The following is an 18,291-nucleotide window of genomic DNA, read 5'->3' on the forward strand; positions in this document are numbered from 1 at the left end:
CCACCATACTGCAAAGGAGTGCAACTGTGGAACCGAAACATCATTCATGGCGTTTCCGCTTTGGCGGCCTTACCCTCATCGAGCTCATCATCACCCTGGCAATCGCCAGCATCCTACTTACCCTGGCCATCCCAAATTTCAGATCTTTGATCAGGGAAACAGCCATCACCACTGCTGTTAACCTTATGGTGGCCCATCTCCATCTGGCCCGGAGTGAATCAATTAATCGCAGGGAGCGATCAACACTCTGCCCCAGCAGAGATGGAAAGCACTGCTTCGATGATTATCAATGGCACCACGGCTTCATCCTGTTTACAGATTTAAACCGAAACGGAACCATTGATGACAGGCGATCCTGTGCTGCGGATACACCAGGCAGATAATTCAGGCATCCGAATAATCACCTCGACAGGAAGGAGACAACTAGGCTACAGACCTGATGGCACCTCACCCGGATTAAACGCCACCATCAGCTTCTGTGACACCGATAATATAGCCCAGCCGCGTGCCATCATCATTTCAAATACCGGACGCCCACGGCTTTCAAAAAAACGGTCGGATGGCAGCAAAATAGTTTGCCGGTAAGGTAACTTTTTTCAGCCCATCTCTTGACCATAGGATAAGAGGTGATTAGTATACGCGCCTCTACGATATTCCTCGGTAGCTCAGTTGGTAGAGCGGGTGACTGTTAATCACTAGGTCGGCGGTTCGAGCCCGTCCCGAGGAGCCATATATAGCAAGGGTTTGCAGCGCTGCAAACCCTTTTTTATTCGGCCGGATAATCTGGTATGGTGCATACAATCAACCGCTAATGTAGCACGCCGCATGAGTACCCCCTGAAATCACCCCTCTCTACCTGTGAAGAGACATTTAATTAGCGAAACATAGGGTGGTGGGCAATGATGAGCAATAGTAAGCAGGGAATCAATGGCTTGGAGAAGTTATGGCGACGATTTCACAGATTCAAGCGAAAATCGGCACGACACACGAAAGTCGCCGAAAAATTGTCAACGACAGATGAAATGCGATTAGTGCGGCACCGACATAATGACGCTGTAAAGCGACTTTAAACGGCGTTCACCAAGCTGTTTTAGCGAGGTTACACGCTTTACATCCGGCGGCCGGTCCAGACGACGCGGCCGATGATCGTCAGGTCTTCACCTGGTGTTTCCAGGGAGATGTTAAACGGCTCGTAGGCCCGGTTGTCGCTAGTGACCTTCACCTGACGACCGGGGAGGCGCTTGACCAAGAGGCTGCCATCGATCCGCAGTACGTAGATCCCATCCCGAGGCACCTCCTGGGCGTTGCGGCGGTCCACCAGGATCACGTCCTTAGAGCAGAGGGTGGGCTCCATCGATTCACCATCCACATAGATCAGATAGAAATCGTCCGGGTTGGCATTTAGCTCTTGCCGCACCCACCGGCGCTTGAAGGCCAGTAAATCAATGATCCGTTCCTCTTCCACCACCGCACCGTGGCCCGCCGCCGCTCGCACATCGTAGAGCGGGATCAGGGCGTACTCCGTGTCTGGCTCCCGGATTTCACACGCCCTTTCCTGGAAAGCCAGGTTTGGCTCGACTGGAACCAGGGTCTTCGCGCGCGCGGGCCTCCTCGGTTTTGCTAGACGCCAAGCGCAGGCGCAGCAACTTATTAAAGTCCGCGCCAGTACGATCAGCGAAGACAGCAAGAAAATCAATTTCGGGCAGGCGTTCTCCTCGCTCATATAATGCAAGCGTGTTCGGATGAACGCCGATAATGGCTGAAAAATCTGGCCTCGATCGCTTCTTACGGACACGTTCGAGTTCTTTCCCTATGGTATTTTCAGGTTCCGTAGTCATATTAAGTTTTCAATACGGAACATTATCTGAAGATCCGAAGTATTATCTCATTGTTTTATAAGTTATTTACAAGTCAATCTAATCAAAGAAACATAATCGACTGCGGAATACACTCGATCGTAGTTGACAGCAGACTCTAACGTGTTTAGTGCATGAAGTATGAGCAATCACATACAGTCAAAAAAAGCCAGACATAAAGACTGGCATCGTGCCGATATCAAGGCTGCCCTGGAGAAGGCCGGCTGGTCGTTACGTCGGCTTGCCACTCACCATGGTTATCCCCCTAGCATGGCGATCCATGCCCTAGTGAAACCATATCCAAACGGTGAGCGATTGATCGCTGACGCCATCGGCATGGACCCCTGGAAAATCTGGCCCAGCCGCTATGACGAGAATCACTGCCACATCCGGAAACGGGGCACCTTTCCTGTCTGTCGACCCGCAAATTGGGCGAAGCCGGAGCGGACCTTCCAGTAAGAAGTCTAGCACCTCTGCTGATTCCGGCAATGTAAACCTGAAGGGAGAGTAATAGACGATGCCCAGGCGTATCCGTGACCCCTTGACCATGGACCTGTTCAATATCCCCCGAGCACAGGCACCAACCCCCGGCAATCTGGACCTTGATATAGCGCTAAGGTGTGCCCTTTCCGAGGCACTGAAACACTGCGAGCAGGACCGCTACCGGGTGGCTGCTGATATGAGTCGGCTCACTGGTCACGATATCAGCAAGTATATGCTCGACGCCTACACTGCCGATAGTCGCTCTGATCACAATTTTCCCTTGCGTTACGCCAGCGCATTCGAGTCTGTTACCGGCTCTTTCTGCCTGACGAATCTGCTGGCGAAGGCACGGGGCTGCGAAGTCCTGGTGGGGGACGACGCGCTGCTGGCGGAGCTGGGCCGGGTGGAGCAGATGGAAGCTGAATTAAAGCATCAAAAAGCGGCCTTAAAACGCTATTTAGAGGCACGTAAATGAAAGCGGAGAAGCAGTGGCAAGAAGGCACAAGCCTCAAGTTCAACTTTTGCACTGATGAGATAGTGAGCAAGAGCAGTACGGCGGCCGCTGTGAAGCAGGTACTAAGGCGCAGCATGTTGGGCTGGGGTCTTCCGGAGGCGGTTCGCACCGACAACGGCAAGGATTACGTTGACCTTTCCCCCAGAAATAGAGCCATGACAAGGATGAGATTTCCAATTAGTCTGTGTATTAGGAGATCTCAAGATGAAGAAGAAGCGTTACAGAGAAGAGCAAATTATTGGTGCCATCAAGCAGCATGAGTCAGGGGTAAAAGTTGATGACATTTGTCGTCAGTTCGACATTTCAACCGAGTGCTTTTATAACTGGCGAAGCAAGTACGCCGGGATGGATGTCTCAGAAGCCAAACGGCTCAAAGAGCTTGAAAGCGAAAACAACAAGCTTAAGAAGTTACTTGCCGAGAAAATGCTTGAAGCTGAGGCGATGAAGGATGTGCTCTCAAAAAAGTGGTAAAGCCTGCTGATAGAAAACAAATCGTGAGCTACCTTAAGTCGCGGTTCAAATTAAGTGAGCGTAGAGCTTGCCAATTAGTAGGCTTAAGTAGAACCGCTTTTCGGTACGTTACTCAATGGGGAAAAGATGAGCCTCTACGCAAACGGTTACTTGAGCTGGCAAAAAAGTATCCGAGTTATGGTTATTTGTTTTTACATGGCCTCCTGAGAGGAGAGGGGGGCTTGTGAAAAACAAGAAGCGGACCTACCGAGTCTATAACGAAGAAGGTCTTCAAGTGAGGACTAAAAAACGCAAGAAGATAATACGACCAAGAATGCCAATGATTATGCCCATTGGTAAAAATATACGCTGGTCAATGGATTTTGTCAGTGATCAGTTGGCTAATGGTCGCCGCTTTCGAGTATTTAATGTGATTGATGATTACTCAAGAGAAGTTATTGGCCAGCTCTCTGACTTCTCGATCAATAGTCACCAGGTCGCTCGTTTTTTAACTCAGGTGATTGAGCTAAGGAGTGCTCCGGATCAAATAATCTGCGACAACGGTACTGAGTTTACTAGCAAGGCGATGTTCTACTGGCAAAAAGAAAGTGGCGTTAAGCTAGGTTTTATTCAGCCAGGTAAGCCTACTCAGAATGCGTTTGTAGAAAGCTTAAACGGTAAATTCAGAAATGAATGCTTAAATCAGCATTGGTTCAGGTCCATTGATGACGCTAGACATGAAATTGATCAATGGCGAGAGCACTACAATCACGTGCGGCCTCATAGCGCATTAAATTATTTGTCACCTGTGGCCTTTGTAAATAGGGCCGCTTAGAATGAATTATCTCATCCAAGTCTTGGTATTAAGATGGGGGGAAGGTCAGCCACACTGTGGCAAACACCGATTCAATCGGGTTGCTGGTTCGTATATGCCCCCAGTGTTCCGCAGGAAAATCATAAAAAGTTAGCATCTTGTCTCGGTCTTTTTGTAAGCAATGCATCGCTTTCGGGTACTTAGCCTCATATTTTCGCAAGCATAAATCAAAGGCTTTTTCGGCATTGGTTCGAGAGTCAGACATCCAAATATCATGCAGATCCTCTTTGACTTTAGGCTGTATCGCCCTAGGCACTTTGTTGAGCACATTGGCGGTCTTGTGCACCCAACAACGCTGGTGCTTCGTCGTTGGCCAATGCTTGGTAATGGCCTTCCAGAAGCCTAGTGCACCGTCACCAACGGCCACCTCTGGCGGCACCGTAAAACCTTGTTCTGTGAGCTGCTCTAACAACTCTAACCAGCTCGCTTCTGACTCACGGTAGCCATCCGTAAGCCCAATGACTTCCTTACGACCTGTGCTGTCGGAACCCATGATCACGAGCAAGCAAAGTTTGTCGTCTTGCCTTACGTTGCAATAAACACCGTCGGCCCAAATATACACATAGCGCCGCTTTGATAAATCGCGCTTACGCCACTGACCATATTCGCCTTCCCAAGTTTGCTTGAGGCGGCTTATGGTATTGGAGGACAAACCTTCGGCATCAGCGCCAAGCAAACCTGCCAGTGCGTCCTTGAAGTCGCCTGTAGAGATGCCTTTCAAGTACAACCAGGGCAGCAGCTCTTCAATGGTCTTCGCTCGCTTCAAGTACGGTGGCACCAAACCGCTGTTGAACTTGATGCCTTGCCCGGTACGATCTCTTACTTTGGGAACCTTGACCCCAATATCACCAAGCCCTGTTTGGATCATACGTTCCGGCAGGTGCCCATTGCGCTCAACACCTTGTAAGCCTGATTCTCTCAGCAACCCTTGGTATTGTGCTAACAGGGTGGCGACTTCCGCCTCTATGGCTTGGGCTAATAGTTGCTGGGATCCGGTATGTAAAAGCTCAGAAAGGACATCTCGCGCTGGCCTATTCAGCCCGACAATATTATCATTCTTCATGTAGCGTACTCTTGTTGGTTGGTGATCGGCTAGGATCTTTTCCTTCCAACAGGATACGCTGCTTTAATTCCTCATACACCAGAAATGACTATACCTCTTTCGCGGGTCGTCATACCCTGAGCATACAAGAAGAGGATCTTGTCATCCATTGAGGTAAATCGACGCTAGTGCTTTTTAACTAGTCGAGGTTTAAAACTGCCCGCTCTTTCTCGTGGAGTATCCAGTTCAAACTGGCCATCTTCCGTTTGCAAGGTCTTGCTGGTAGTGCCGTTGCGGCTATTACTCGCTTCGGACTGTTCATGTTTGGCAAAACCAAGATGATCATCCAGCTCAACGTTGAATGCTGCCTCACCCTTGTTTGGGTTTAATGATAGGCAGTTACACAGAATTCAGGATAGTCTCGAGATAAAACACCGGAGTAGATATCGTGCTAAAGCTGCTTAACTTAGTGCCATTCGGCATCTGACCTCTTTACACGTTTCCATTGACATCGTTTTTACTATGGTAATTGGTCCGACGTATATCGCCCGCCACCCCATTTGATAACAGTGTATTCTAAACCTTGTAGTGGAGGACTAATTTGAAAAGAAATTAGCTCTATACCACCTGATGTAAGGATCACAGATATCAATGTATCAGGATATGATCCAATATCATCAAGTGGCTCTGCTCTTAATAACCAGTTTTTTATATCAGCTATTTTTGCATCATTAGTTTCTTTTATTTCATTACCATATGGTTTAGTAAATTTAAAAATTACCGTATCAGCCTTAGAAAATGCATCTTTAACATCCTGCTTATACTTATCTCTTCTATCATCACAGCCAGATCCCCTGCCTGAACTTCTTCACTCTGGCGGAGGGTGACGGTCTCGCCGGGTTGTGGTTGTTGTTCCAGCCGCAGTTGCAGGGTGGTGTAGCTGTCGAGCTTGCGGTAACCGCCGATGACGACCGGCACCCGGGTGCTCCCCCCCGCCTCTACCCTGAAGGGTGATGAGTGATGTTCCCGGGCTGTGCCTTTGTCATTGACGCTCACGTACAGGCGCACACCACTGGCCGTGCGCTCTCCCCGGTTGATGACAGTGAAGTACACTCGGTTGATGACGCCGCGTTTCAGGGCCTCGCGGTGTTCCGTGGCATCCGCACTCACTGACAGGGCCGGCAGGGTGATGCTGTGGCCGATGCTTTCCACCTTGTGGCTATCGACGGCGACGACGGTGTAAGTTCGCGCCTGGGTTGCGCCATCGCTGCCTTCGCCGGCATTGTAGGTTTTGTCGACAAAGCGGGTGGTGGTGCCGTTGTGAACGATCAGCCCGGTATTGATGCGGATCGGATTTTCCGGCACGCCGCGATAGAGGTGGTAGCCGGTAATGCCGCTGCTGCCGTATTGCCACTGCAGTTGCGGCAGGCCGCCCTCGTTCAGCGTCAGATGCAGGTTGTTCACCGGCAGCAGCCCGAAGTTGAGGTAGACGGTCTCGCTGGGGGCCGATGTATTGCCTGCCGCATCGACGGCGGTTATGACGTAGCTGTGCGCGGCTTCACTGGGCCGGCTGTCCAGTGCGATGGGTTCCGGGATGCCGGTCTGGATCGGTTTGCCGGCCGCCAGCATGTCGGCATCCGCGCTCTCTCCTTCGGCCAGCGACAGGCGGTAGAGATTGTAGCTCAGTGTATCCGTTTCCGCTGTGCCTTCTGCCGTCCGGGTCGGTTCGGTCCAGCGCGATACGATGCCGGCACCGTTGAGCTCCAGGGTGAGGTTTGTCGGTCCAGCGGAGGGATGCGGTCGGCGCGCACGCTCACCGCTTTACTGAGTCCGCTGGTTGCGCTTTGGTTGTTCTCTTGGCGAATGCTGGCCACCGCGTAGAAGTAGTCGCTGTCGCTGGCTGCGGTTTGCCGGTAGTGGGTCTCTGTTACCGTCTGCTGTTGTTCAAACCCGGCTTCGCTGGCCGCCCGGCGATAGACGGTGTAGCCGGCCGCTTCTTCGACCGGTTCCCAGTTCAGCGCCACCTGGCCGCCGGCCAGGGCACTGGCGGTCAGTCCCTGTGGCGGCAATAGCGGCACCAGATCGCCCTGATAGACCTGAAACAGGTGGTTGTCCCGTATGCGGGTGGTCCGGTTGCCCAGATCATCTTCCGCCTGGTAGGTAAAACTCAGGCTGGCCACTGTCGGCTGTCCTTGTGCGTCCTGACCCACGGTATTGGGCAGCAGGAGCTGGCCGGTCCAGCGCGGTGCTTGTGCCGTGGAACGGGTATCCGGTTTTAGGGGGATGCCGGCGCTGTATCCGTCCAGTATGATGCCGTCAATCTGTGGCACCAGCAGCGGTGTGGTGCCTTCCGCCGGTTGGTCGTTGAGGGTGATAATAACGTCAATCAACAGGCCGTTGTCGCTGTCCACCCGCAGCGGTGCTGTCAGGTTGAGCTGCAGGCGCGTCAGTTCCGATGCCTGGGTGTCGATGGTGAGGATCTTTCCGGCGCTGATTTCACTGCCCCGGTTGCCCACCCGGTCGTGGACCGAGAGTACCGCATAGGCTGTTCCCGACAGGGGACTCCCGGTTCCGACGCGATTGACGGTGGCAATTCGGTAATTGTACCCGCCGGTCTGGTTGCCGCTGTCGCTGCTGTCGACGGCACTCCTTCTTCAGCTTCCGTAAAAATAACTTTGCGGCTATTACCCCGTCTGATCATATGCACCGGTACTTCCGGCAGAAAAAAACGTGGCTTACGTGGCATATCCCTGCCCTTCTATCTGTAAAAAAATAACTATTACATATCTAAAGAGTGCTGACCCCCTGACCCGAACTTTCCCCAGGCCCTGTCAAAAATGAAACATACCTTGATCGCTCTGATACAGCAGGCAGCTGTGGGTATGAAAGCATTGATTGAACAGACAACTCACTACATTGCCATGACATTTGAGGCTGTTCGAGGGGGCAGACATTATGCGCGAAAATTCTCACATAAGCTAAAGAACAACGTGCATTTTCCCTATTATAAACGGGCATTGTAATCAATGAGTTACGGCTTAACTTACTGGCATTGGGTACTGACCCCTTGTCGACCTCTTTACCTGTTCTTGGTTTCCATCCAACACTTTATCTTTATCCCCAAATATGTGCCAAACAATATCATCGCAACTATCGATAGTTCATAGAATATGACGATCGGATATAACGACTGGTCACGGGCTATCGCGACATTGAATGTTGTTATCAATGGGTACAGCGCCAAGCCTAAAAGATAAAAATATCGCCTCGGGTGATCTATTATAACAAGAGAAGTTGAGAGTAAGAGCAAAACTATGGGGATCACTTCTGCCTTGAGCACAGTATGGAGAAAATAGACCAGGATTGCCGAAGCGATCGTCACAGAAATACCTTTTAACTGATTCATCACTTAACTCCCGCACACTGCTTTTGCAGCTGCTACGCTTGGAAAGTCACTAGGTATTGTTATGTACCTATGCTGTGCGGGGCAGTAGTACTCGGGAGTTCCAGGCACGGGTTCTATACCCATTGGCTCAGCTTGGTCACACCATACAAAACACTTCGTCACCTCTTTATTGCATGTATCACACGCTTCGGCATTGCTACCACTATCACAGGTCCACGAATCTGCCGTACAGCTATTATCGTCGTAACACTTATCATGTATTGCGCAGCATATTCGCTTGCAGCGCCCATCTATGGTCAGAGGATCAGTAGTACAGCCAACATTGTCCAATCCTCTTGGGTCCGTGAACCTTAACGGGTTTGCATTGACGTAAAGGTAGGTGTTTAACCCACCCTCTAAACCAATCGGATCAGACTCCAAATACCTCCCCGTCCCCGGATCATACGTCCTAAAATAGTTCTGATACAGCCCCGTTTCCTTATCAAAATACTGCCCCGGCATACGCAGATTATTCTCCACCTCCTCAACGAGGATATCCACCTCCCCAAACGCCTGATATCGGGCACTCCACACCACGCCGCCGGAGCGAGTGACCATCTTCTGCGGTGTGCCCAGATGGTCGTTCTGGTAATAGTATACCCGATCGTCGGCGGTGCGCTGGAACAGGGGTTCGGTCATCCAGCTGGCTTCGGGGTTGTAGTGGTACTCTTTGATCGCTCGCCGCTGTCGGTGTATTCCGCTGCCAGGCACTGGTCGGTGTAGAGGTACCAGGTGGTTTCGCCGTTGACGGTTTTTTTGATCCGCTGGCCGTAGGGGTTGTAGGCGTATTCTCCTTTGCTGTTGCCGTTTTCTTTGACTTCGATGAGTCTTTCTTCGTGGTTGTAGCGGTATTCGGTGGTGTTTCCGTTGTCTGTTTTGCTCGTGGTGTGTCCGTTGGCGTTGTAGCTGAGGGTGACGCCGGCATCGTTGGCGATGTGTTGATTGCGGTTGTTGTTTTGGGTATGCACGGTGCGGTTGCCCACTTTGTCATAGGCGAAGGTTTCTGTGTCGTTTGTTTTTTCTTTCGGCGGTTTTGATCCGTTTGTGCTGATGGTGTATCGCCAGGTTTGGTAGCGGGCGCCGGTCAGGCGGTAGAGGTTGTCGTAATGGTAGTCATTTTCGCTCTGTTCGGTGGTGATCCGGGTGAGGTTGCTTTCGTTGTCGTAGTGGTATCGGGCGTTGCCCAGTTGGTTTTTCGCCGGGTCTTTGCAGGTCGTCGATGGTGATGTTTTGTTGACTGCCCCCGGGGTATTTGATGGTTTGGGGGGCGAGCCAGCGGTGGTTGATGTAGCTGAGGGTCCCTTTGCCGGGGATGATCACGGCGATGAGCCGGTTGTTTTTGTTGTAGATGTAACGGTAGGTTTTGCCTTCGGGGCTGGTGTAGCTGTTTTTCAGGCCGTTGGGCCGGTAGCTGTAGCGGGTGGTTTTTTCGAAGTGGCCGGTGTTGATGCTGACGCTGGTCAGTTGGTTGAGGTTGTTGTAGCGGCGGGTCTCGCTCAGTCTCTGGATGTCGGCGGTGGCGTTGTCGCTGTCGCTCCCCGGGGTTTGGCTGTAGCCGCTGTATTGGTCGTGGTTGTTGTAGTGGTAGTCGATCACTTTCACCGGGTGGGCGGTGGCTTTGTGGCTATACAGTGTTGTCCGGATCAGCCGGTTGGCGGCATCGTAGTGGTGTTCTGTTTTTTCTTCTCCGGGGTTGATGATTCGGCTCCGGTTGCCGTTGGCATCGTAGTGGTAGCGGCGTTGTGTGGTGCCGGTTCCGGTCTGTTTGATTTCTGTTTGCAGGCGGTTGTTTTTGTCGTAACGGTAGCGGGTCTGCCGCCCTTGTGGATCCTCGACTTGCAGCAGGTTGTCGCGGTTGTCGTAACGGTAGGTGGTTTTGCCCTGGTTGGCGTCTATGCTGCTGATCAGGCGGTCGTGTCGGTCGTAGGTGTGGCTTGTCTGTTGCTGGTTGGCATCGGTCTGGCTGAGGAGGTTGCCGGTGACGTCGTATTGGTAGCGCCGGTCGTATTGGCGGTTGTTGGCTTGTTGTTGGTGGCCGGTGAGGCGGTTGCGGTTGCTGTAGCTGAGCGCTTTTTTGTAGCTCGGGTAGTGGATGCCGGTAAGCTGGTTTTTTTGGTAGTTGTAGCGGGTTTCATGGCCTTCGCCATCGGTGGTTTTGCTGAGCCGTCCCTGTTTGTCGTATTGGCGGTAGTGGGGGGTGGTTGTCGGCGTCGATGATGCCGGGCGGGCGGTTGGCCCGGTCGTATTCGATGAGGGTGGTGTTGCCGTTGGCATCGGTGATGCGGCTGGGCAGTCCGTCGGCATTACCGGTCAGGGTGGTCAGGGTGCCGTTGGCCTCGATGGTTTTTAGAACTCCGGCATCGCTGTAGCGGTAGGTTTTGCTTTGGTTGTAGGGGGTATTGTCGGTCAGCAGGTTGCCCGCGGCATCGTAGGTTTTTGTCCAGCGTTGGTTGTCGTTGGCGGCAACGCTGTTCGCATCCTGGATGGTGCGGGCGTTGCCTAGGGCGTCAAAATCACTGTAGCGGGTGGTGTTGCCTTCGGGGTCGGTCTGTTCGGTCCGGTTGCCGGTTTGGTCGTAGCGGTAGTGCCAGCTCGCTTCGGCGGTGTCGCTGTCGCCTTTTTGGGTTTTTTGGGTTCGGTTGCCGTCGCTGTCGTAGTGGTATTCGGTGATCCGCTGTTCGCTTGTGCCCTGGGCTTCGGTGAGGCGGGTCAGGTTGCCTTTGCTGTCGTAATCGTAGGCGGTGGTGATCTTTTTTTCGTTGCTGCGGCTGATCGGCAGGGCGTAGCGGTTGTGCCAGCGGGTGTCGATGCTGCTGCCGTCGGGGTGGCGCAGTTTGACGATGTTGCGGTAGATGTCGTAGGTGGTGTGGGTCTGCCTGCCTTGAGCATCAGTGACGGTTTTGGCTTTGACGTAGAGGTTTTTTTGCCCGGCAGCGGCCCGGTTTGTCCCTCTGCCACTTAAGCCTCTTCCGTTCCGGTAGAGCCTGACCAGGTCGCTGACGCCTTCGCTGTTGTTGGAGAGGATGACGCTGGCGCTGAATCGGGTTTCGCCGTTGATGTCGCGGCGGATTTCGCTGCCTTGTCGGTTGTACCAGGATTCGCGCACGGTGCCGGCGGCATCGGTCTGGCTCAGGTAGTATTTTTCGTTGGCGCTGTCGTAGCGGTGGCGGTAGTCGGTCCCGACGCCGTCGGCGTTGTGTTTGCCGGTCATTTTGCCGTGGCGGTCGATTTTGTAGGTGGTTTTCCGGCCATCCGGGTCGGTCAGCCCGGTGAGTTCGCCGTTGCTGTTGTAGCTGTATCGCCAGGTTTTGCCGCGTACGTCGGTGATCTGTGTGAGGCGGCCTTGTTGGGTGTCATCGTAGTGATAGGTCACTTTCCGGCCGGTGCGGTCGGTGAGTTGGGCCAGGCGGTATTGGGGGGTGTCATCTTCCGGGCTTGGGTCTGCCGGAAGTGGCTCCCAGCGGTAGCTGATGACGGTGTTGCCGTGGTGGTCGTTGAGGGTGCTGATGTTGTGCTGATGGCTGTCGCGGGTTACCGAGACGGTGACGCCGTTGCGGTCCCGGTAGTCGGTCATCCGGCCATTCCGGTCGTAGTTGATCTCGTCGCCCTGGCGGTTGCGCCAGCTAAAGGTGCGGTAGCCGCGGTTGCTGTGGAGGGTAAAGCGCAGTTGGTTTTCCCAGATGTAGTTGGTGCCCTGGGTGCGGCGGAACGCCATGTTGTTGCGGCTGAGCCAGTAGAGGTCGTTGTAGACCGGGTCCAGTCCGACAATGCCGCTGGTGTCTCTGCCCTCGTCGCTGTTTGTTTTCCGGGCGGCTCTCTCTTTTTCGGTACGGGTGTTGTATTCTGCGAGGGTTTCCCCGGTGCTGATCCGCAAGCCGTCCCAGCGCCGGTTCCACTCCCAGCGTTTGCCGTTCCAGCGCCGGTTGATCCGGACATGGCCTCCGAGCACTTTGACCCGCAGGTCTTCGTGGTCTTCGAAGTTGTGGCCGGTGCTGTAGTAGGGCTTGGCGTTGTCGCTGGTGATGCCGCCCACCGCCAGTGCCGGCGGACTCGCAGGCAGGGTGAGGAGTGCGCCTGCAGCCAGCAGTCCGGTCAGTGTCCTGGGTAGAAGCATGTGGGGATTTCCTGTTGCAGATCCTTTCACAGGGGGTGTTGTTTTGAGCTTTTCTGAATCTCGATATGAAATCTAATCTATTGATTATCGAGGTCTAAACTCAACTAACAGCGCGAAATCCATTTTAGGGTGAAGAATCCTACAGGACAGCCGAGGCTGTCAAGAACAATATTTCTATTATTTTCGTCCAATTCCAGAATGAGCCTCCCCCAGTTTAACGGACACTTTTAATCAGCGACAAGGTCGCTTAAGGAGTGTTCAAATAACTAGAAAGCGCAAACCATATAAAACCTATACAGGAGAGTTCAAGCAGGAGGCGGTCAGACTGATGGATGAGTCTGACAAGCCTGCCTCAGAGATAGCCCTGGAGCTTGGGATCCGAAGAAACCAACTCTATAAATGGAAGGAGCAGTTGCAAAGCAAGGGAGAGCAGGCATTCATTTCCTGGTAAACGAGGCAGACCAAAGGAAGAAGATCAGAGAGAGCTTACCACGCTACAACAGGAAAATGAGCGGCTAAAGGAGAAGCTTGAAATACTAAAAAAAGCCGCTGTAGATTCAAGGGGTCGGTGCAACACCGTCATTTAGTTTATCTGCAGGAGTGGCGAAGTCCAATGTTTTTCTCGGTCGTTGATTGAGTTTTTTCGCCACGCGATCTAATTGTGCCTGAGAGTAAATCGATAAGTCTATTTTCTTCGGAAAGTACTGCCTCAATAGCCGATTTGTATTTTCATTGGTCCCTCTTTGCCATGGACTTTGTGGGTCACAAAAGTAGACTTTTGCATCTGTCGCCATAGTAAATTTCTTGTGACCGGCAAGCTCCATCCCTCTATCCCAAGTTAATGCCTGTACCAGCTTGTCTGGAAGTTTTTTAACCTGTTTCGTGAGTGCGGAAACAACCGAATTAGTGTCTTTCCCTGCGACTTTAACGAGCATAGTAAATCGCGAGTGACGCTCTATTAACGTAGCTATATGAATATTGGAAGAACCTGAGATCAAATCGCCTTCCCAGTGGCCAGGGACTGCCCGGTCTTCAATTTCAGGTGGGCGATTATGGAAATACCATCAATAATGCCACTTCTGGGTAGCCCTTTAATATTACTATGCCTGGACTGCCGAAAGACTCTTTGCGTTCTAAGATGTCTTTGAAGCTCTTTTTTCAATACGCAACGAGACTGAATGAATAGGCTTTTGTAGATGGTTACGTGTGACACACGTAACTTCTCTCATTCTCTGGGTAATTTCGCTTTAGCCAGCCAGATATCTGCTCAGTAGACCACTCTTGAAAGCTTATCGGCTACGATTTTACGAAGATTATCTCACTGGGAAAGTCTACACAGCTTTAGCTTACGAGCACGATCCCAAGCTTTACTATCAGCAATATTTGCACGATAGCGGTTCATTCCCCCATTGCGCTGAATTTCCCTGCTTATGGTTGAGGGTGAGCGATCAAGGTCTCTTGCTATCTGACGCAAAGACAAGCCCACGGAAAGCCCTCTGGATATTTCTTCACATTCTTCCAGAATGAGAGCATTTTGAGCGCGTTTGCGAACTGAAGGGCAATACCCTCCAAATAGTCTTGGCACACCAAAAATTGATGCAGGGTGTTTTTCGAGGGAACGGCCTATATCACTAAGTGATTCTCCCTTCCGCCAACGTGACGATTTCGCGGGTTGTCATATCTTGGGCATACAAGAAGAGGATCTTGTCATCCATTGAGGTAAATCGACGCTGGTGCTTTTTGACCAGTCGGGGTTTAAAGCTGCCCGCTCTATCTCGTGGAGTATCCTGTTCAAACTGGCCATCCTCCGTTTGCAAGGTCTTGCCAGTAGTGCCGTTGCGGCTATTACTCGCTTCGGACTGTTCATGTTTGGCAAAGCCAAGATGATCATCCGGTTCGACGTTGAGTGCCGCATCGACCGTGATTCTGGGCAGCATTTGCCGAAACTCGTTGAGATCTTCTTCAGTTTTGATGTTATTAGCGACCGCCTGGGCTATCGCCTGGAGCTCTTTCTTGTCGATCATCTGCCTATCCTCACCCTTGTTTGGGTTTAATGACAGGCGGTTACACAGAATTCAGGACAGTCTCTAAATCTTTGATCCTGAGGGAATGGTAGGTGATCCTTACCCTCTCGATTAGGGGAAGAGCCGCTTTTATAATAAGTACGGCCCTTTGCTGAATTCTTGGATCACATACGATTAAGACATGCATACATCCACGCAACCATTCGCTGTCAAATCCTATGGTGCCTTGGAATTTTGCGCTTCGAAGGCAACCAACTATAATTATCAGATAAGCGTTTCTAACAATCCCGTAACTGAACTGATAGTAGACCAAGCCGGATATTAAAACCCCATACCCATGAGTGAATCCCGTGTTATCAGCCGTTACAACGCCTACTACCATGGCTGGTGCCTGGCTTTTGGTGAACACCGAGTCTCCTATGAAGACAACAGGGAGATTAATTGGCTGTTCAGCGATGATCGTGTCGGACTGGCTCTGGCTCCAAAGCTGCGCAGGCAGCTATATCACGAATTGCTTGGTCACCACGAAGAGATACCGGAGCTGATTCTGTTGGATGATTCCATCAGAGTCAATCAAATGGTCTATCCCCTATCCGACGAGATCGACAGGCACGGCATGAAAACCTGGAAGCAGTTCGTTCTCTCCGGTGGCGATCTCCACATGTTCTTATCCAGCCATTTTTACTACCCATCCGGCACACGAATAATCACTTTCACCAAGAAAAAGCCGACGATGATCATGTATAAAGAGATGCAACAGATGAAATTGACTCTCGGGTAACGCTCAATTGGATGATTCGATCTTAACAGAGCGCATACGCTCACTCGTCGGTAGTCATTTCAATTATCTAGGAAAAACCTGGTTATTAATCGAAGTATTGGCAGATGAAGGTAAACTGGTTTTGGCGGATGCAGCTGAAAACGTAGCTATCCAGGTTGATCAGTATGGCCAGCCACTTCGCAGAGCCCCAGAAACATGTTTAATCCCGCTGCTTGATGCCGATTCCGGAGCATATTCTGAAGAGCTGTTTGAGATCCTAGCCAATAAACTCTAATCAGTACCCGTTCAGAAAGACCGCTTTCACCAGGATACGTAGGACACTGATAAATCTATCCTATTTCAATCAGCCGTCAGACAGGATTTTTGCTGCTTCTTCAAGGTCGTTTTGAGTATCAACACCATGGCCCGGTTCGACAAGCGCTTCACTCACATGGATGCGCTCGCCATGCCAGAGGACCCGAAGCTGCTCCAGGGATTCTGCCTTTTCCATGGGAGCTAGTGGCCACTTGATATAGCGATCCAGAAAGCCTGCCCGATAGGCATACAAGCCGATATGGCGGAGGAATTCTGTATCCACCGGCAGAGGCCTCTCCTCATGGGCAAATCCATCACGATGCCAGGGGATAGGTGCACGACTGAAATAAAGGGCATAGCCACGGGCATCTGTCACCACTTTAACAACGTGGGGATCGAATAGCCGTTGTTTGTCATCCAGCGGTGCGGCCAGAGTCGTCATTACAGCATCGCGATGGTCGTCTATGTCCCGTGCCACCTGAGTAATCAGCTCTGCCGGCATACAAGGCTCATCGCCCTGCAGGTTAACGACAATGGTCTCATCAGGCCAGTTGAGTTTTTCAACCACTTCAGCAATACGGTCTGTACCACTGCGGTGAGTACTCGCCGTCATGCAGACTTCGCCACCAAATGCTTCAACCTGCCCGGCAATACGCGCATCGTCAGTGGCAACCACCACCTCCCCGGCACCACTCTCTATAGCACGCTCATGCACATGTTGAATCATCGGCTTTCCGGCAATATCAAGCAGAGGCTTACCCGGGAGGCGTGTTGAGGCAAAACGCGCGGGTATAACGACTTTAAACTCCATCAACTTTCGGATACCTCTTCATCTTCAGGCAGCACCCTGGCATCCTCCTCCAGCATCACGGGTATACCGTCACGGACAGGAAAGGCCAGTCTATCGACCTTACAAATCAGTTCATTGTCCTTTTTTATATAGACCAGTTTGCCCTTGCAAAGCGGGCAGACCAGGATATCGAGAAGTTTTTTATCCATGTTTCAGATCTCTTAGTAATTTACCCAGCTGCTCTGAAAATCCGGCGTCAATGCTGGCATTTACTTGCAGATACCAGTGGCGTTTCTGGGCGAATGAAAAACATTTTACAGCGTCTTTTTCTGTCATCAGCACGGGCAGATCGTCATCGGGAGATATCTCCTCCGGGGAGTAGAAGTGGTGATCATCAAAAGGATGTTTTATCACCTTCAGACCGTGCCGGCTAAGGGTGTCGAAAAAACGATCGGGATTACCGATAGCAGCGATGCCATGCACTTGGGTATGGTCGAACGCTTCCAGCTTAATCTGTTCTTTCGGCACCAGCAGATTAATCAGATTACCAGCCTCCAGCGTCATACCATAGTAACCGGCTATTTCTGACGTCCCGTTGACCACAACCAAATCGACCTCTTTCAACCGTGAGCTGGGTTCCCTGAGTGGTCCGGCAGGAAGACAAAAGCCATTTCCCAGCTGACGTTGACCATCAATCACGGCAATTTCAATATCACGACCAAGCGCGTAGTGCTGCAAGCCATCGTCAGAGATGATGATATCGCAATTGGAGGCGTCCAGCAGTACCCTCGCGGCAGCGGGACGATCAGGCCCAACCCACATGGGGCAGCCAGTGCGCCGGGCAAGAAGTACGGGTTCATCCCCTACCATGGTTGGGTCGCTCTCCGGCCCTACCCGCTGTGGCCAACTCACGGCTTTGCCGCCGTACCCGCGGGAGATGATACCCGGTTGATAGCCAGCCTGTTCAAGATATCTGGCCAGCCAGATCACCAACGGTGTTTTTCCGGTACCGCCAACAGTAATATTCCCTGCAATGATAACCGGAACCGGTATCTGCTGACGCAGCAAAAGATTGCGTTCATAGCTCCACCGCCTCAGCCAGACGGCAACGGAGAAAAGCCAGGAGATGGGGAGTAACAAGCCTGCAATGATGTTACGGAAATGCCAATAACTATCGAGCCGCTTCACGGCCGATCACTTGCTCTCTACCGGTTGCTTGGCAGCAAAGGTCATATGTACAAAACCGAGTTGACTGGCCGCATCCATCACCTTGATCACCGCCTGGTGGGTGGCATTGGCATCGGCAGTGATAACCACTGTAAGGTCTCGTTTCTCACCGGCAGCTTTGACGATAGCGGCCCTCAGTGTATCTACTTCGGTATTGATCACTTCCCGCTGATTGATGTAATAGCGGCCTTTGGCATCCACCACCACATCCAGGATCTTCTCATCTTCCACCTTTTCGTCCTGTGTGGTAGCTTGAGGCAACTCAACCTTGATCTGCGCCTCTTTATCAAAAGTGGTTGAGACCATGAAGAAGATCAGCAGCAAAAACACGACGTCAATAAGCGGCGTCAGGTTCAGTTCGGGCGACTCTGTTCGATGTGGACGAAGATTCACAATC

General features: G+C 51.8%; 17 protein-coding genes, 1 tRNA gene and 5 pseudogenes. 9 read left to right on the forward strand and 14 right to left on the reverse strand.

The window, feature by feature from the left end:
• Positions 1–26 precede the first annotated feature (26 nt).
• The 3 genes from MN084_RS10365 to MN084_RS10370 all read left to right on the forward strand — a co-directional run bounded on the left by MN084_RS10365 (position 27) and on the right by MN084_RS10370 (position 730).
• Positions 27–383 (forward strand): GspH/FimT family pseudopilin, encoded by a 357-nt coding sequence (locus tag MN084_RS10365; protein ID WP_241086462.1) that lies wholly within the window; start codon positions 27–29, stop codon positions 381–383.
• The gene (locus MN084_RS19675; protein WP_445083961.1) at positions 343–585 is read left to right on the forward strand and encodes a GspH/FimT family pseudopilin; all 243 of its coding nucleotides are present in this window, start codon (positions 343–345) and stop codon (positions 583–585) included. The genes MN084_RS10365 and MN084_RS19675 overlap by 41 nt, the downstream gene beginning before the upstream one ends.
• A 69-nt stretch (positions 586–654) precedes the next feature.
• Positions 655–730, forward strand: a tRNA-Asn gene (locus tag MN084_RS10370).
• Between the two features lie 378 nt (positions 731–1,108).
• On the opposite strand, the gene MN084_RS10375 is transcribed toward MN084_RS10370, so the two are convergent.
• Complete coding sequence (locus tag MN084_RS10375; protein ID WP_330178015.1) at positions 1,109–1,723, reverse strand: S24 family peptidase; 615 nt, start codon at positions 1,721–1,723, stop codon at positions 1,109–1,111.
• A 274-nt stretch (positions 1,724–1,997) separates the two neighbouring features.
• On the opposite strand from MN084_RS10375, the gene MN084_RS10380 reads away from it, so the two are divergent.
• The 3 genes and pseudogenes from MN084_RS10380 to MN084_RS10390 all read left to right on the forward strand — a co-directional run bounded on the left by MN084_RS10380 (position 1,998) and on the right by MN084_RS10390 (position 4,138).
• Positions 1,998–2,315 carry a helix-turn-helix domain-containing protein gene (locus tag MN084_RS10380; protein WP_330178016.1) on the forward strand — a complete coding sequence of 106 codons (318 nt, stop codon included), beginning with the start codon at positions 1,998–2,000 and terminating at the stop codon, positions 2,313–2,315.
• 58 nt (positions 2,316–2,373) lie between these two features.
• Positions 2,374–2,814 (forward strand): hypothetical protein, encoded by a 441-nt coding sequence (locus tag MN084_RS10385; protein WP_330178017.1) that lies wholly within the window; start codon positions 2,374–2,376, stop codon positions 2,812–2,814.
• Positions 2,815–3,057: 243 nt separating this feature from the next.
• Positions 3,058–4,138: pseudogene (locus MN084_RS10390) on the forward strand (IS3 family transposase).
• A 46-nt stretch (positions 4,139–4,184) separates the two neighbouring features.
• Here the strand turns inward: MN084_RS10390 and MN084_RS10395 are convergent.
• From MN084_RS10395 to MN084_RS10430, 7 genes and pseudogenes are all read right to left on the reverse strand, one after another.
• Positions 4,185–5,240: pseudogene (locus MN084_RS10395) on the reverse strand (IS256 family transposase); the annotation flags it as partial.
• Positions 5,241–5,338: 98 nt separating this feature from the next.
• Positions 5,339–5,590, reverse strand: a pseudogene (locus MN084_RS10400) (transposase); the annotation flags it as partial.
• Between the two features lie 406 nt (positions 5,591–5,996).
• Complete coding sequence (locus MN084_RS10405) at positions 5,997–6,848, reverse strand: hypothetical protein (protein ID WP_241086460.1); 852 nt, start codon at positions 6,846–6,848, stop codon at positions 5,997–5,999.
• A 53-nt stretch (positions 6,849–6,901) separates the two neighbouring features.
• Positions 6,902–7,735 (reverse strand): hypothetical protein, encoded by an 834-nt coding sequence (locus MN084_RS10410; protein WP_241086459.1) that lies wholly within the window; start codon positions 7,733–7,735, stop codon positions 6,902–6,904.
• Positions 7,736–8,628: 893 nt separating this feature from the next.
• Positions 8,629–9,303: an RHS repeat domain-containing protein gene (locus MN084_RS10415; protein WP_241086458.1), complete on the reverse strand. Its 675-nt coding sequence runs from the start codon at positions 9,301–9,303 to the stop codon at positions 8,629–8,631.
• Positions 9,300–9,647, reverse strand: a complete 348-nt coding sequence (locus MN084_RS10420) for a hypothetical protein (protein WP_241086457.1) — start codon at positions 9,645–9,647, stop codon at positions 9,300–9,302. The genes MN084_RS10415 and MN084_RS10420 overlap by 4 nt, the downstream gene beginning before the upstream one ends.
• 1,148 nt (positions 9,648–10,795) lie before the next feature.
• A complete protein-coding gene (locus tag MN084_RS10430) occupies positions 10,796–12,778 on the reverse strand; it encodes a hypothetical protein (RefSeq protein WP_241086456.1) in 1,983 nt (660 codons plus the stop codon).
• Positions 12,779–13,106: 328 nt separating this feature from the next.
• Here MN084_RS10430 and MN084_RS10435 point away from each other — a divergent pair, with 328 nt between their 5' ends.
• A complete protein-coding gene (locus tag MN084_RS10435; RefSeq protein WP_241086455.1) occupies positions 13,107–13,229 on the forward strand; it encodes a transposase in 123 nt (40 codons plus the stop codon).
• Positions 13,230–13,335: 106 nt separating this feature from the next.
• On the opposite strand, the pseudogene MN084_RS10440 reads toward MN084_RS10435, so the two are convergent.
• A pseudogene (locus MN084_RS10440) lies at positions 13,336–14,435 on the reverse strand (IS30 family transposase); the annotation flags it as partial.
• Position 14,436: 1 nt separating this feature from the next.
• A pseudogene (locus MN084_RS10445) lies at positions 14,437–14,799 on the reverse strand (transposase); the annotation flags it as partial.
• A gap of 340 nt (positions 14,800–15,139) precedes the next feature.
• Here MN084_RS10445 and MN084_RS10450 point away from each other — a divergent pair.
• Both MN084_RS10450 and MN084_RS10455 read left to right on the forward strand, forming a co-directional pair.
• Positions 15,140–15,583 carry a hypothetical protein gene (locus MN084_RS10450; protein WP_241086454.1) on the forward strand — a complete coding sequence of 148 codons (444 nt, stop codon included), beginning with the start codon at positions 15,140–15,142 and terminating at the stop codon, positions 15,581–15,583.
• Between the two features lie 7 nt (positions 15,584–15,590).
• Positions 15,591–15,857, forward strand: coding sequence for a hypothetical protein (locus MN084_RS10455; protein WP_241086453.1), 267 nt, complete (start codon positions 15,591–15,593; stop codon positions 15,855–15,857).
• A 69-nt stretch (positions 15,858–15,926) separates the two neighbouring features.
• On the opposite strand, the gene kdsB is transcribed toward MN084_RS10455, so the two are convergent.
• From kdsB to MN084_RS10475, 4 genes are read right to left on the reverse strand one after another with little or no spacing between them, the layout of a single operon-like run.
• Positions 15,927–16,688 carry a 3-deoxy-manno-octulosonate cytidylyltransferase gene (gene kdsB / locus MN084_RS10460; protein ID WP_241086452.1) on the reverse strand — a complete coding sequence of 254 codons (762 nt, stop codon included), beginning with the start codon at positions 16,686–16,688 and terminating at the stop codon, positions 15,927–15,929.
• Complete coding sequence (locus MN084_RS10465) at positions 16,688–16,876, reverse strand: Trm112 family protein (protein ID WP_241086451.1); 189 nt, start codon at positions 16,874–16,876, stop codon at positions 16,688–16,690. Before MN084_RS10465 ends, kdsB begins: the two co-directional genes overlap by 1 nt.
• Positions 16,869–17,855, reverse strand: a complete 987-nt coding sequence (gene lpxK / locus MN084_RS10470; protein WP_241086450.1) for a tetraacyldisaccharide 4'-kinase — start codon at positions 17,853–17,855, stop codon at positions 16,869–16,871. Before lpxK ends, MN084_RS10465 begins: the two co-directional genes overlap by 8 nt.
• A 6-nt stretch (positions 17,856–17,861) precedes the next feature.
• Entirely contained in the window at positions 17,862–18,287 is a 426-nt protein-coding gene (locus MN084_RS10475; RefSeq protein WP_241086449.1) for an ExbD/TolR family protein, read from the reverse strand.
• Positions 18,288–18,291: the final 4 nt, after the last annotated feature.

Source organism: Candidatus Vondammii sp. HM_W22 (assembly GCF_022530855.2).
GTDB lineage: Bacteria > Pseudomonadota > Gammaproteobacteria > Chromatiales > Chromatiaceae > Vondammii.

Excerpts from the sequence above, each read along its gene's own strand:
- MN084_RS19675 (WP_445083961.1), top strand. The coding sequence starts at position 343 with ATGACAGGCGATCCTGTGCTGCGGATACACCAGGCAGATAATTCAGGC.
- MN084_RS10375 (WP_330178015.1), bottom strand. The coding sequence starts at position 1,723 with ATGAGCGAGGAGAACGCCTGCCCGAAATTGATTTTCTTGCTGTCTTCG.
- MN084_RS10380 (WP_330178016.1), top strand. The coding sequence starts at position 1,998 with ATGAGCAATCACATACAGTCAAAAAAAGCCAGACATAAAGACTGGCAT.
- MN084_RS10385 (WP_330178017.1), top strand. The coding sequence starts at position 2,374 with ATGCCCAGGCGTATCCGTGACCCCTTGACCATGGACCTGTTCAATATC.
- MN084_RS10405 (WP_241086460.1), bottom strand. The coding sequence starts at position 6,848 with ATGCTGGCGGCCGGCAAACCGATCCAGACCGGCATCCCGGAACCCATC.
- MN084_RS10415 (WP_241086458.1), bottom strand. The coding sequence starts at position 9,303 with ATGACCGAACCCCTGTTCCAGCGCACCGCCGACGATCGGGTATACTAT.
- MN084_RS10430 (WP_241086456.1), bottom strand. The coding sequence starts at position 12,778 with ATGCTTCTACCCAGGACACTGACCGGACTGCTGGCTGCAGGCGCACTC.
- MN084_RS10435 (WP_241086455.1), top strand. The coding sequence starts at position 13,107 with ATGGATGAGTCTGACAAGCCTGCCTCAGAGATAGCCCTGGAGCTTGGG.
- MN084_RS10450 (WP_241086454.1), top strand. The coding sequence starts at position 15,140 with ATGAGTGAATCCCGTGTTATCAGCCGTTACAACGCCTACTACCATGGC.
- kdsB (WP_241086452.1), bottom strand. The coding sequence starts at position 16,688 with ATGGAGTTTAAAGTCGTTATACCCGCGCGTTTTGCCTCAACACGCCTC.
- MN084_RS10465 (WP_241086451.1), bottom strand. The coding sequence starts at position 16,876 with ATGGATAAAAAACTTCTCGATATCCTGGTCTGCCCGCTTTGCAAGGGC.